Raw genomic sequence first — 14,192 nt, 5'->3', positions numbered from 1 at the left:
AGCCACCAGCCATCGCGTTGTGGCGATGACTGGTGGGGTTACGGATTCAGTCAGGCAGGCGCGTCACATCCCTCACCGCGCCCTTGTCAGCGCTTGTGGCCATAAACGCGTAGGCCTTTAAAGCCATAGATACACGACGAGGTCTTTCCTCAACCGGTTTCCACGCCTTGTCGCCGTTGCTGTCCATCCTCTCACGACGCTGTTGCAACACATCATCAGACAATGCCACATTGATCGTGCGGGCCGGAATATCAATTCGGATGATATCCCCGTTTTCGACCAGACCAATCGCGCCACCGGCTGCCGCTTCTGGCGACGCATGCCCAATAGACAGCCCGGATGTTCCACCGGAGAAACGACCGTCCGTCAGCAATGCACAGGCTTTGCCCAGTCCCCTGGATTTCAGGTAACTGGTCGGGTAAAGCATTTCCTGCATGCCGGGTCCGCCCTTCGGGCCCTCATAGCGAATCACAACCACTTCACCCGGTTTAACCTGGTCTTCCAGAATGCCGCTCACAGCATCATCCTGGCTTTCGAACACATGTGCCGGGCCTTCAAAAACCAAAATACTTTCATCGACACCGGAGGTTTTAACGACACAACCATCGACAGCAATATTGCCATAGAGCACCGCAAGTCCGCCTTCTTCGCTGTAGGCATGTGCCAGTGACCGGATACACCCATCCTGGCGATCGGCATCCAGATCCGGCCAGCGTGTCGCCTGGCTGAAGGCTTCCGTCGTCCGGATACCGGCGGGACCTGCCCGGTAGAAAGTATGCACCGCCTGGTCATCGGTTTGTACGATATCCCATTTCGCCAGCGCCTCTTTCATTGACGCGCTGTGCACGGTGGCTACATCCGTATGCAGCAGACCTGCACGATCCATCTCGCCCAGGATAGCCATGATGCCACCCGCACGGTGCACATCTTCCATATGGTATTTCTGGATATTCGGCGCCACTTTGCACAGCTGCGGAACACGGCGGGATAAACGATCAATGTCTTTCATGGTAAACGGCACGTCGCCTTCCTGTGCCGCCGCCAGCAGATGCAGAATGGTATTTGTGGAGCCGCCCATGGCAATATCCAGGCTCATGGCATTTTCGAAAGCCTCAAAGCTGGCAATATTACGGGGCAATACCGTTTCATCGTCGCTTTCATAGTAACGACGGGTAATGTCAACAATTCGGCGCCCCGCTTCCAGGAAAAGTTCCTTTCGATCCGCATGCGTCGCCAGCAGAGAACCATTACCCGGCAGGGACAAGCCCAATGCCTCGGTCAGACAGTTCATCGAGTTAGCGGTAAACATACCAGAGCAGGAACCACAGGTCGGACAGGCAGAGCGTTCATACTCATTAACGGTGTCATCATCGGCATCTGAGGCGGCAATCACCATCGCATCCACCAGGTCCAGCTTATGTTCAGCCAGTTTGGTCTTGCCTGCTTCCATCGGTCCACCGGAAACAAAGATCACCGGAATATTCAGGCGCATTGCCGCCATCAGCATTCCCGGCGTGATTTTGTCACAGTTGGAAATACAGACCAGTGCATCCGCACAGTGGGCATTGACCATGTATTCCACGGAGTCGGCAATAATGTCACGCGACGGGAGGGAATAGAGCATGCCGTCATGCCCCATGGCGATCCCGTCATCTACGGCAATGGTATTAAATTCCTTGGCAACCCCGCCATGCGCTTCGATTTCCCGGCAAACCAATTGCCCCATATCCTTCAAATGGACGTGGCCGGGTACAAACTGGGTGAACGAGTTGGCAACCGCGATAATCGGCTTTTTGAAATCCTCGTCCTGCATTCCTGTGGCACGCCAGAGCGCGCGGGCGCCGGCCATGTTACGGCCATAAGTCGATGTTCTGGAGCGGTACGCTGGCATGAGCGGCAATCCTTCAGTCAGGCTGTTTTCTCAATTGTTCGTCGTCCGGTGATCATGCATGATCCGGAATAATGCAGGCCGCTCCTTGGCTGAAGGGAGAGGATATCAAAACTTGCAGACACGCACTCCCTTATTGTTTATCACTCACTGTCGTTCAGGCCTTGCAGCCGAAATAACATGGCGTCAGTCCTGTTTCATAATGTGTTGCTCAAGTTGAACGCGAATAGTCTCGGGAATTGGTACAGCCTTCTTCTGGCCATAATCAAAGTGAATCATGACCGCTTCGCCTTTTGCACAACAGACACCGTTTTGCCAGGCTTCATGGCCTATCGTCATTGAGCTGTTACCCACTTTTAACAGACCGGTTCGTATCTCTACATCGTTTCCATATTGCAGTTCGGCAAGAAAATCTACGGTTATCCTCGCGATGATTAAGCGCCACTTGTGGATATCCAGGTCAGGTGTAAACAACCGGAAAATCGGCTCCCGTGCTTTTTCAAACCAGACCGGTAGAACAGCATTGTTGATGTGACCAAGCGCATCGGTCTCACTGAAACGGGGCAACATGAGTTCTGTAAACACAATCAATCCCTGTGCTGATTAAGTAGAGTGTTGCTGGTAGATGATTAGTGTTGGACGACGCATTTATACGTTTTTTTCATCCTGAGATTCCCGATAATGACCGGGTGAACACCCCGTCCATTTTCTGAAGGCCCGGCCAAAATTACTGGGATCGTTATAATCCAGCCGCTCGGCAATTTCTTCCACGGTCAGCCGGGTATTACGAAGAAAATAAAGTGCCAGCCGCTTTCTTTCCTGATTCACCAGGTTGCGATACGTCGTGTTGTATTCCTGCAATTGCCGTCGCAATGTTCTGGGTGACATTCCAAGATGGTCTGCTGTTTGCTCAAGGCTGGGAATCACATTCTCCCGACTTCGCATAAATGCCAGCACTTGCTGCAACAGACCGGTTTCCAGCTTCAAACTATCCAGCATTTTGCGACACTGACGCTCAGCCGAGGCCATGGTGATGGCATCTGCCGTCGGTAACGGTACGGAAAGATATTGAGCAGGAAAACGGAACTGGTTGGCCGGACAGCCGTAACTCAGCACCGCGCCATCAAAATCAATAGCGCCATGGTGACGGGGACACTCGCAGGCCAACCGGATCTCCAGAACCGTCTGCGAGCCTCCATACAAAAACCGTCTGATCACCTGGTGGCTGGCAATAAACGCATCCAGGTAGAAGACCCGGTTAACGCCCAGCGCAACAACCTCATCAAACTGCAGAATCGCCGTATCACCATCCTGATAGAGCCGTACGGCAAGGAGCGGGTAACGGGTCGCCAGATACCGCTCAGACACCCGAATGGATTCTTCCATGCTTTGGCTGCTCATGGCGGCAGTTGCCAAGGCGCCATGGCTGGGCAGATTCAACTGCATGCCCAGCTGCCAGCCCAGCGACGCATCGCCGGTTTGCTTCAGAATGATACTGACCAGGCGATCACAACGGTCAAAATCGATATGGCCATCATCGGCGTCCAGCTCTATTCGCCGGATACCTGCAGCATCCAGAACGGACTGTTCATCCACCCCCTGCTGTCCTGCCAGTGACAACAGATGTCGAACATACGTGGTCGGAATAGCAATTGTGGTTCTTTTATTTTTCATGCCGTCGCCATGTGCTGACTGCCTGCCCGCGACCGATACAGTGCCATCGGACCCCCCAGCCCTTTTCCGGCCCCAAATGACTATGGGTTCTGCCGGTTCCGCTCTGTATTTTGCCTGACAGAATACACAGTATTGAGTAACAGACAAAAAAGATAATAACAGTCATCGGACCATGAACACACCTCACGCCGCCTCCAGATGCCCAAGACCGAACCATGTCGAGGTCAAACCCCGTCGCATGCAGTTCGGCCTCAACACCCTGAAACGACACTGGCACAGCAATGATGCCTTCAGGACACATTTTTTCAATGGCCTGTCCACCCTGTTTCCCCAGGGAGAGCGTTTTTTTATTGATTCCGTGCGGGGCGTTCAGCACGAAATCAGCGATCCTGGCCTGCTGGCGGAAATCAAGGGATTCATTGCCCAGGAAGCCATTCATGGGCATGAGCACGATAAATACAACAACCTGCTGCGCGAGCAGGGCTACGATATCGACAAGCTGGATCGCCACCTGGGCTTCTGGACACGTCTGGGCCAGAAGCTGATGACCCGGAAACAGCAGCTGGCCACAACCTGCGCCGTAGAGCACTTTACCGCCATCATGGCGAATGCCCTGATGAAATACCCCCAGGACTGGCTGGCTGACGCCCCGGACGAGATGAAAGCCATCTGGCGCTGGCATGCAATAGAAGAAACCGAACATAAGGCGGTCTGCTTTGATGCCTATGAGGCCGTTGGCGGTGGTTATTTCACCCGGGTGCTGATGATGATCCAGACCACGATTCACTTCAGCTATGTTACGACACGCCATATCTGCCATTTCCTGGCGCGTGATGGTGTGTTATTCAAAGCAAATACCTGGAAAAGTGGCTTTCAGTTTTTACTTGGCAAACCAGGATTGATCCGACAAATATTCAGGGATTACCTCGACTACTACCGCCCCGGTTTCCACCCATGGCAGCACGATAACAGCGCACTGATCGAAGAGTGGAAAGCCCGGCACGAAGCCAAATATACCGTTCGCCCCGCCGCCTGAGCACATTCGCCGGCCCCGAGCCGGCGCGCCTGCTACGCTGTTGTCATCCTTAACGAACCTTTCGCCATTATGGCCGTCTAACCTGTAGGATATAACACCAGCGATGAGGCCCTCCGTATGAGTCGTGGACAGGCCGTCCCCTCTCAAGACCAGAGCCAGCCCCGTGGGCAATTCAGTTCACGGCTCGGTTTTGTGTTCGCTGCCGCCGGTTCTGCTGTTGGCATTGGCAATATCTGGGGATTTCCGACCCAGGTGGCGGATAACGGTGGCGCGGCCTTTCTCTTTATTTACCTCATTTTGTCACTGTTACTGGCCTATCCGGCCCTGGTCGCAGAGCTGATGATTGGTCGCTACAGTCAGGCTAATCCGATCACCGCCCTGGAACGACTTCCTCATGCCCAGGCTTTCAGCAAACATGGCCATGCATTGGGATGTCTGGCGGTTATCACGATCTGCATGATCTTTGCCTTTTACAGCATTATTGGCGGATGGCTGATTGCATACGCCCTGGCCCCCGTTTTCAGTGAAATGGGGCTGGAGACTATTGCCAGCTGGCTTGTTGGTTTTACACCGGAGCGGAACCTGGTCATGACGGTATGCTTTATCGTCATGACACTGACTATTGTGAATGGTGGTATAGAGAAAGGGATTGAAAAGTGGTCATCACGCCTGATGCCTCTTCTGGTTCTCTTACTTCTTCTTCTTATTGGCTGTGTCATGACCCAGGACGGCGCCATAGAAGGACTTCGACATTATCTCGTACCGGATTTCAGTAAAATCACGCCGCATTTGCTCTTCAATGCCCTCGGACAATCCTTTTTTTCCATGTCACTCGGCGTCGGCGCCATGATGGCTTACGGTTCATACCTCAGTAAACGGGCCAATCTCCCGGGCATGGCGCTTCAGGTCTGCCTGCTGGATACGGGTATCGCTTTTCTGGCAGGGCTTCTGGTCATTCCCTGCATGTTTGTAGCCTTGAAAAGCGGCATGATGATTTACGATGAGAATGGTCTGCTGCATTCCAGCGATACGCTGGTGTTCAACGTGCTTCCTGCTTTCTTTTCCTCCCTCGGCACCGTGGGATCCATACTTGGCATCCTGTTTTTCATACTCATGACTATTGCCGCACTAACGTCATCAATATCCATGCTGGAAGTTCCGGTCTCTTCCCTGACCGAGCGCGGAGGCCTGACACGACAGAAAGCCAGTCTGTTGATTTGCCTGCCAGTCCTGCTGCTGTGTACCTTGGTGATTGCCAACTTCAGCGTATTGTTCAGCGGAGTCATCACCCTGACAACCCGCTATGCCCAACCGTTTAATGCCCTGTTATTTTGCCTGTTTGCCGGCTGGCTGATGCATCGAAATCATCGGTTGCAGGAAATAAAACAAGGATTCAACCAGGTCGAGGCATCCTTATTCTGGCGAATATGGCCCTGGTATGTCCGTTATTGCTGCCCTCTCTTGATTGGCATTTTATTGTTGTTTGGATAATCACGGTCGCTCACTTAACAGGTTATTGATACCTGGCGTCTGGCTTCTGAAGGTACAACAGCCATCACTTACTGTTTGAAGTTTTTTTAAATGCTTCCTGTTCCTCAAGGTTCTGGCAGCAAGCTGAAAATCAATATCCTCATACCCTTGGGGTAGCTGTGGTCAGCGAGACATCGTTCCAAAGAAAATGCGTTGACGATGCCTGAAAGTAGCAGGTCTCAGGCTGAGGACTTAGAAAATGCGAGAGATATGAGATAGTTTCCAGTCAAGCATCGCGCTCGTGCTCCTTATTTTTCAAACAACATTATGACACCTCGCAAGCAAAGTGATTCTATCTACACTCAAATAAGTACAGGGTGATAAATTGACAAAATATCAAGATCAATACTGTGAATAACGATACCAAGAATCAAAAGGGATACAGCCTGATTGAGGCAGCTCTGGCACTGACCATAGTGGCAATAGTAGCCACCTATGCCTTCAGCACCTACAAGGATTACGCAACACGCGCCAAAATCAATGAAGCGGTACATTTAGCTAATGAAATCCGGCATTCCATTGAAGCACACGTTGCCACCCGACGGACTTTACCTCCCAGCTTCCATCGAAATTTATTAGCCCAGAACATGGAGGTCGTAGAGAAAGTCGAGACTGTTCGCACGGGAACCAACCAGATCAGAATCAACGTTTATATAAAACCTGAAATATTTCCTGATAGCGCAGAACAACAGGTTTTTTCCCTGCTAGGTAACGTCAATAAGGGTGAGATCTCATGGGATGCTTGCAGCGGCAACGGTTGCCTCACTGACATATCAAATCTGCCAACACCGATAACCGTCCCTCCAGCCCCCACCACAGGCGACATTCAGGTTGTAAGTGCTCCTACAACACCGACTCCAACGCCTACCCCTGCAGGAGGAAACTCCCCCACACCACCTGATCCTTCGGATCCGACTCCAACGCCTACACCTGAAGGAGGAAACTCACCCACACCACCTGATCCTTCGGATCCGACTCCAACGCCTACACCTGAAGGAGGAAACTCCCCCACACCACCTGATCCTTCGGAGCCGACTCCAACGCCTACACCTGAAGGAGGAAACTCCCCCACACCACCTGATCCTTCGGAGCCGACTCCAACGCCTGTACCTGGAGGAGGAATCTCCCCCACACCACCTGATCCTTCGGAGCCGAAAACACCCGAGGCTGGGTGGACGTCTCCCGGGGGCTGGGATAGTCGCATAAGCCTTTGTAGAGAAAGTCAGGACTTCAATGTCAGGTACCTCATTGAAGGATCGACTAGCACATTCTTACTTAGCGTTCAGTCAGGGGGAGTCACCTGTGAAACCAGAATCCCGGGAACTAACAAATGGATGTCTTTGAGAATACAAGGCGAATCCCAAATCGTTTATCCAGAACTCGACTTTAGTCCAGGTCAACACGGGTGCTATGTGGCAACCAGCACAATGGAAATTCTCGTTGGTGATGCGATAGGCTTTGGTGCCGGATGTCGTGTGCGACAATGATCTTTTAAATGAAAAATCAATTACGCACAGGGCCTGCATTCATATAACAAACAACGTAAAAGTCGATACACAACATGGCGTATCGACTTTTATTCGTCTTCAAACCAGAAAATCGCCCTTGGCCTGCTCATCCGCATGATAAGAAGAGCGTACCAGGGCGCCTGCAGCGACCTTGCTGAAGCCCAGTTTTTTCGCTGTATCCGCCAGCTCAGCAAACTCATCAGGATGCACAAAGCGCTTGACCGGCAAATGATGGCGGGAAGGCTGCAGGTACTGGCCCAGGGTGATCATCTCAATATCATGGGCACGCATATCTTCCATGACTTCGATGACCTGCTCATTGGTCTCACCCAGCCCCAGCATCAGGCCGGACTTGGTCGGAACAGAAGGATTACGCGCCTTATACTGCTTCAGCAGATCCAGTGACCACTGATAATCCGACCCTGGTCGGGCCATCTTGTACAGTGCGGGTGCTGTTTCCAGGTTGTGGTTGAAGATATCCGGCGGTGTTTCGCTGAGGATATCCAGGGCAACCTCCATCCGGCCCCGGAAATCAGGCACCAGGATTTCAATTTCGACCTCGCTGGAACGATCTCGAATTTCCTGAATACAACTGCCAAAATGGCCAGCGCCACCATCGCGCAGATCATCACGATCCACAGACGTAATAACGACGTATTTCAGGCGCATATCGGCAATCGCCTGTGCCAGATGTGCAGGCTCGCCTTCATCCAGCGGCTTGGGACGACCATGGCCCACATCGCAGAACGGACAGCGGCGGGTACAGATAGCCCCCATGATCATGAAGGTCGCAGTGCCGCCATGGAAGCACTCACCCAGGTTCGGGCAGGACGCTTCTTCGCAGACGGTGTGCAGGGCATGCTTACGCAGGAGCTTTTTAATCCGCTCCACTTCCGGAGAGGCCGGAATACGGACACGCAGCCAGTCGGGCTTGCGCGGCATATCTTCCTTGGCTGTCGGGATCACCTTGATCGGAATCCGGTCAACCTTGTCCGCCCCCCGGTACTTCACTCCCGGCTCAAGCCGACGTTTTTTGGTGGCGTCGGTGGCTCCCGCGGCGCTGGCGGGATTGGATGATGCGCTTGTCATTTCGCTTAGTCCCAGCTTTGTCGGGTCTCGATCTCAGTATAACCAAGGCCCTGCACCAGATGGTGCGTCAATCGTTCTCCGGCGGACGTACAGTCCGCACTGCTGTCATAATCTGCAAGCCGGGTCATGGCTAAACCGGCATACCCACAGGGGTTGATGCGCAGAAACGGTGACAGGTCCCCATTTATATTCAATGCCAACCCGTGAAAAGAGCATCCACGCCGGATTCTTAACCCAAGCGACGCAATCTTGGCGTTATCCACATAAACGCCCGGTGCATCCGGCTTGGCGGCAGAAGCAACACCGTACTCCTTTAGCGTCGCGATAATGGCATTTTCAATATGCGTGACCAGCGCCCTTGCCCCCAGGCCCAGCCGGCGAATATCCAGCAAAAGATAAGCTACCAGCTGTCCCGGTCCATGGTAGGTCACCTGCCCACCCCTATCGACCTGAACAATCGGTATATCACCGGGATTCAGCACATGCTCGGCTTTACCTGCCTGTCCCTGTGTAAAAACCGGTTGATGCTCAAGGAGCCAGATTTCATCACTGCATTGGCGATCGCGATGATCCGTATAGTCAGCCATGGCCTTCCAGACCGGCTCATAAGGCTGAATGCCGAGCTGGCGGATAATCAGCCGTTCTGGCTCATTAACGGGTTCATGGCAGGGCAAAGGTTCTGTCATTGTTTTATTACAGCACCATCTGTATCCGGCCGCTGGCCTTCAACTCTTCAAAAATGGCTTTAAGCTGATCTTCACCCGTCGCCGTAATGGTGACGTTGATCGCCTGGTAGTTACCGTTTTTACTATCACGCAAGGTCGCACTGCCGTCATGGGCCGGATCATGCTTTTTGATAACCCGCAGTACGAAGTCCTTCAGGTCCGGTGCGGCATTACCAACGATCTTGAGCGGGTAAGCACAGGGAAACTCAATTTTGGGGGCTTGCTGTTCTTCAGTAGACATCAATCAATCACCTCGTAGGCATCCGGAAAAGCGAGCATTAACTGCTAGCCCGCTTTATAGGCCTGGTAAAGGCTCGCCACATGGCGCCAGACAGGCCCGGGGTGGCCCTCTCCAACCTGGATGCCATTCAATTCGATAATGGGCAGAATTTCTTTGCTGGAACTGGTGACCCAGATTTCATCGGCAGTCTTGAGCTCATCAGCGGTCACATCCCGCTCTTCACAGCGATAGACGCCATCATTGACCGCCAGCTCCAGTACCAGTGCCCGGGTAATACCACTCAGAATCTTGTGACTTCTGGGCGGTGTGATAATGGTTTCATCGCGTACGATAAAGACATTGCTGGATGAGCCTTCCGTCACCTGTCCTTCGTCATCCACCAGGATCGCCTCTATTGCGCCGCTGTTCAGCGCCAGCTGGTGATGCATGACATTTCCCAGCAGGGATGTGCTCTTGATATCACAGCGCTGCCAGCGCTGGTCTGGGGCAGTGATGGCCGTACCGCCTTTCACGTCATCCAGCGAGCCATTGATACGTGGCGCGAGTGGCATTGCCATCACAAAGACCGTCGGCCGGGTTTCTGCCGGAAAACCATGCTGACGTGAAGCATAGCTTCCCCGTGAAATCTGGAGGTACAGCGCCTGGTGTTGTCCCGGGTTGCGACTGAGCAGCTGATCAAAAATAGAACGCCACTCAATAATCGTGATATCCACAGGCAGATGAATGGCAGCCAGGCTGGCGTTCAAGCGCTCCATGTGTTCTTCAAGGCGCAGGGGATGTCCATGAAACACAGGAATCACTTCATACACGCCATCCCCGAACAGAAAGCCACGGTCGAGCACGGAAACCTGTGCCTTTTCCAGCGGAAGAATTTCACCATTCAGGTAGACATCAGACATAACAACGATTCAATCCAGCTAAAAGCAATACTGCCGTAACCTGTTACTAACAGGTTACGGCAGTGACAGGGCCTGACTCAATATTAACTGAACAGGCCGGCAAAGAAGCGAAGAATACCGTCCCAGAGACGCTTGAAGAAACCGCCTTCTTCAACGGGTTCCAGGGCAATCAGGGGCACTTCGGAAATGACTTCGTCATCCAGTGTTACTTTCACCGTACCCACTTTCTGGCCAGCGGCGACAGGCGCCATAATATCCTGATCAATGACCATGCTGGCCTGAACCGCTTTGTCCTTGCCACGGGGCACAGTAATGACCAGATCTTTTTCAAGGCCAACCGCAAGCTCATCCTGGGAGCCTTTCCAGACACGTACCTGCTCCAGGGTCACGCCACCTTTCTTAACTTCAACATTGTCGAAGAAACGGAAGCCATAGGTCAGCAGTTTCTGGGTTTCATTAGCCCGGCTGCGCTCGCTCCGGGTACCCATCACGACGGCAATCAGACGGCGGCCTTCACGCTCGGAAGACGCCACCAGGCAGTAACCCGCTTCATTCGTATGGCCAGTCTTGATGCCATCCACATTCGGATTGGTAAACAACAACGTGTTGCGGTTAGCCTGTGGCTTCAAAGGTTTCCCTGTACGCTTGTCGACACCGTACTGAAACTCTTTTTCTGCATAGATTGGGTAGTATTCAGGATGATCATTGATCATGTGACGGGCAAGAATCGACAGATCTCGCGCAGTACTGTAGTGGTTCTCCGCAGGCCAGCCAGAAGCATTCACAAAATGTGTATTGTTCATGCCAAACTGCTGAGCCGTGGAGTTCATCAGCTGGGCAAAGCCATCTTCGCTACCCGCCACATATTCGGCCAATGCCACACTGGCATCGTTACCGGACACGATGATGACACCTTTCAGCAAATTGGAAACGGCAACCTTTTCGCCCACTTCGATGAACATCAGTGAGCCTTTCATGCGCCAGGCTTTCTCACTGACGGTGACCAGGTCATCACGGCCAATATTGCCATTGGCCAGCTCGGTTTCCACCACGTAGGCGGTCATCATCTTGGTCAGGCTGGCAGGGGGCAGTTTCTGATCCGCATTTTTCTCCGCCAGTACTTCACCACTGGCGGCATCTATCAGGATATAACCATCCGCCGCTACCTGGGGGGGAGAAGGAATCAGGCCGGCCGGCAGCGCCTGGGCCACACTGGAGAAGGTCAACAGGGCCATGACAGCCATACAGGCTGAAAATACCTGTCCTTTCCGTAGAAAGTGTAATGAGATCAGGTGTTTCATATTGTTCGCTGTAGATAACTGCGGATGAATAGCCGGGCATTATAACAACAGGTCAAGCCCGCTTTAATACGACATAACCGACTATTGCAGTAAAGTTCAGTAAATAGTGCCAGACATCAACCTTCTGTCGTCAAAGGCTACTCGTTTGTCGGAACCCTAAGAATAAGTGCGATATTCAGTATTGGAGACTACTCAAATACTAGGTGCCCGCGCTCAAGACTGGCCTCAGCCAGAAGATCACCCACCTTCAGCGCATCACTGCGATTGGGCAGAGGTCCAACCCTGACACGGTACAGTGCATCGGCCTCATCTTCCACCTGGGTCACTTGCACAGGCTGTGTGATGACCTGCTGCAACCGCTTCTGCAGGGCTTCCGCGCCCGTCCGTGTGCTGAGTGCTGCCACCTGAAGATAAATCGATAACGGCGTTAACGCAGCCGCTTTTTTACCATCCCCTGCAGCAGGAGCCTGGGCGACCTGTTGCACAGGCTGGGTAGCATCAATCGCTTCAATCACAACATTGGCCGTGCCTTTATTCTGAAAACCCAGTTTCCTGGCAGCAGCATAGGAAAGGTCAATCACCCGGTTACCATGGAATGGCCCCCGGTCATTCACCCGCAACACGACACTACGGCCATTCGCTTTGTTGGTGACACGTACATAGGACGGCAATGGCAGGGTTTTGTGGGCCGCCGTCATGGCAAACATATTGTAAGTTTCACCATTCGCGGTTTTACGACCGTGAAACTTGGTTCCATACCAGGAAGCGACTCCCTCCTGCCGAAAACCCACTGCGGAGGCCAAGGGCTGGTAAGACACTCCAGCCAGCTGATAAGGGGAATTCTTCAAAGGCCCGTAATGCGGCTGAGGCACCGCATCCGGTATCTGACTGACATCCACATCCTGTGACGGTGCGCCATCACGCACCATGGGCGGCGCTGAACATCCCGCCAGTACCATCAGAATCATCCCTGCCAACACCATCCATGGTTTCCCTGTTACGGCGCCCGTGCCGGCGCGTTGTTCAATACGCCCCATTGAACTGCACTGCATAGACATCATTGTGTGGTATCAGCCTTGGCCTGCAAGTTATCCTGCGATTGATCCTGCAACTGCGCCTGATACTGGGACTGCACCTGCCTGCCCAGCTGATAAACCGCCATTGCGTAGAGATTGCTGCGATTATATCGGGTAATGACGTAGAAGTTGTCCAGCGTCAGCCAGTATTCCGGAGCATCCTTACCCTGAAGCTTTAAGCCGCGCACCTTGGCAGAAGATGGCACATCCTTCTGAGCAGTCCAGCCTGCGTCTTTCGCCCGACTCATCAACATGGAAGGCTTGGGATTATCCTCCAGAATGTCACCGAACTGCTTGCCTTTGACCTTGGCCTGAGTCGCCACAGGCTTGCCTTGTGCCCAACCGTGCCGACTCAGGTAGGAGGCAATGCTGCCAATCGCATCCGCCGGGGAATCCCAGATATCTGCCTGACCACTGCCATCAAAATCCACCGCATATTCCCGGTAGCTGGACGGCATGAACTGGGGAATGCCCATCGCCCCCGCATAAGAACCTGTCAACGACAGCGGATCAAAGCCCTGCTCACGCGAAAGGATCAGAAAAGCTTTCAGCTGTCCCTGAAAATAGGTTGCCCGCCGGGGATAGTTAAAGCCCAGTGTCGACAAGGCATCCACCACCCGGAAACCACCACGGAAGCGCCCATAATGGGTTTCCACACCCAGAATCCCCAAAATGACATAAGCGGGTACGCCGTAGGTTTTTTCAGCATTCTCCAGGGTTTTCTGGTTCTTCTTCCAGAATTCAACACCACGCTGAACCACCAGATCACTGATAAAGCGGTTGCGATATTCCCACCACTCCAGGCTGCGCTCCGCGGGACGATCCATCAACTCAATAATGCGGTCCTGACTTTCCACCTGCTTGAACAGGGACTCCAGCGCCTGCTGGTCAAACCCCTCTTCCTTGACGAGTTCATCAATAAACAGTCTCACTTCCGGCTGACCGGCAATACCATCAGCCTGCACCGGCATCACCACACTACTGCCGACCAGCACACTGCCAACCAGCCATGTGCGAATGCGGTATTCCATTGCCACCGACAAAGGCCTGGAAAGACACTTCACAGTCAGGGATAAACCCCGTGACAGTAACGATTTCATACATTCACTCCTGGCGCTCCTGGCCATCAATACTGCCGCCGATAATGACAATACCTGTCGGCGGAAGCAGTAACTTCTACAAGAATAACACTCTATGCCAGCCCTCTGGCTACTGTGTTTTTCCG

General features: G+C 53.0%; 13 protein-coding genes. 3 read left to right on the top strand and 10 right to left on the bottom strand.

The window, feature by feature from the left end:
* Nucleotides 1–46: 46 nt before the first annotated feature.
* From ilvD to AC27K1_RS13030, 3 genes are all read right to left on the bottom strand, one after another.
* The gene (ilvD, locus tag AC27K1_RS13040) at nt 47–1,891 is read right to left on the bottom strand and encodes a dihydroxy-acid dehydratase (protein ID WP_487151110.1); all 1,845 of its coding nucleotides are present in this window, start codon (nt 1,889–1,891) and stop codon (nt 47–49) included.
* 183 nt (nt 1,892–2,074) lie between these two features.
* Nucleotides 2,075–2,473, bottom strand: a complete 399-nt coding sequence (locus AC27K1_RS13035; protein ID WP_487151108.1) for an acyl-CoA thioesterase — start codon at nt 2,471–2,473, stop codon at nt 2,075–2,077.
* Between the two features lie 63 nt (nt 2,474–2,536).
* The gene (locus AC27K1_RS13030; RefSeq protein WP_487151106.1) at nt 2,537–3,562 is read right to left on the bottom strand and encodes a helix-turn-helix domain-containing protein; all 1,026 of its coding nucleotides are present in this window, start codon (nt 3,560–3,562) and stop codon (nt 2,537–2,539) included.
* 172 nt (nt 3,563–3,734) lie between these two features.
* On the opposite strand from AC27K1_RS13030, the gene AC27K1_RS13025 reads away from it, so the two are divergent.
* The 3 genes from AC27K1_RS13025 (at nt 3,735) to AC27K1_RS13015 (ending at nt 7,615) form a co-directional block, all read left to right on the top strand.
* A complete protein-coding gene (locus AC27K1_RS13025) occupies nt 3,735–4,598 on the top strand; it encodes a metal-dependent hydrolase (RefSeq protein ID WP_487151104.1) in 864 nt (287 codons plus the stop codon).
* 117 nt (nt 4,599–4,715) lie between these two features.
* Nucleotides 4,716–6,089 carry a sodium-dependent transporter gene (locus AC27K1_RS13020; RefSeq protein WP_487151102.1) on the top strand — a complete coding sequence of 458 codons (1,374 nt, stop codon included), beginning with the start codon at nt 4,716–4,718 and terminating at the stop codon, nt 6,087–6,089.
* A 389-nt stretch (nt 6,090–6,478) separates the two neighbouring features.
* Entirely contained in the window at nt 6,479–7,615 is a 1,137-nt protein-coding gene (locus tag AC27K1_RS13015) for a pilin (protein ID WP_487151101.1), read from the top strand.
* Nucleotides 7,616–7,714: 99 nt separating this feature from the next.
* Here AC27K1_RS13015 and lipA read toward each other — a convergent pair whose 3' ends face one another.
* The 7 genes from lipA to mltB all read right to left on the bottom strand — a co-directional run bounded on the left by lipA (nt 7,715) and on the right by mltB (nt 14,067).
* Nucleotides 7,715–8,725, bottom strand: coding sequence for a lipoyl synthase (lipA, locus tag AC27K1_RS13010; protein WP_487151099.1), 1,011 nt, complete (start codon nt 8,723–8,725; stop codon nt 7,715–7,717).
* A 5-nt stretch (nt 8,726–8,730) separates the two neighbouring features.
* Nucleotides 8,731–9,411 (bottom strand): lipoyl(octanoyl) transferase LipB, encoded by a 681-nt coding sequence (lipB, locus tag AC27K1_RS13005; RefSeq protein ID WP_487151097.1) that lies wholly within the window; start codon nt 9,409–9,411, stop codon nt 8,731–8,733.
* 7 nt (nt 9,412–9,418) lie between these two features.
* The gene (locus AC27K1_RS13000; protein ID WP_487151096.1) at nt 9,419–9,691 is read right to left on the bottom strand and encodes an HP0495 family protein; all 273 of its coding nucleotides are present in this window, start codon (nt 9,689–9,691) and stop codon (nt 9,419–9,421) included.
* 44 nt (nt 9,692–9,735) lie between these two features.
* Nucleotides 9,736–10,590, bottom strand: a complete 855-nt coding sequence (locus tag AC27K1_RS12995; RefSeq protein ID WP_487151094.1) for a D-amino acid aminotransferase — start codon at nt 10,588–10,590, stop codon at nt 9,736–9,738.
* 83 nt (nt 10,591–10,673) lie between these two features.
* Complete coding sequence (locus tag AC27K1_RS12990; protein WP_487151093.1) at nt 10,674–11,834, bottom strand: D-alanyl-D-alanine carboxypeptidase family protein; 1,161 nt, start codon at nt 11,832–11,834, stop codon at nt 10,674–10,676.
* Between the two features lie 245 nt (nt 11,835–12,079).
* On the bottom strand, nt 12,080–12,943 hold the full coding sequence (locus tag AC27K1_RS12985) for a septal ring lytic transglycosylase RlpA family protein (protein ID WP_487151091.1): 864 nt from the start codon (nt 12,941–12,943) through the stop codon (nt 12,080–12,082).
* A 5-nt stretch (nt 12,944–12,948) separates the two neighbouring features.
* Nucleotides 12,949–14,067 (bottom strand): lytic murein transglycosylase B, encoded by a 1,119-nt coding sequence (gene mltB, locus AC27K1_RS12980; RefSeq protein WP_487151089.1) that lies wholly within the window; start codon nt 14,065–14,067, stop codon nt 12,949–12,951.
* Nucleotides 14,068–14,192 lie beyond the last annotated feature (125 nt).

This window comes from Kistimonas ophiarachnellae (assembly GCF_057552235.1).
This window is presented reverse-complemented; position numbering and strand designations above follow the sequence as displayed.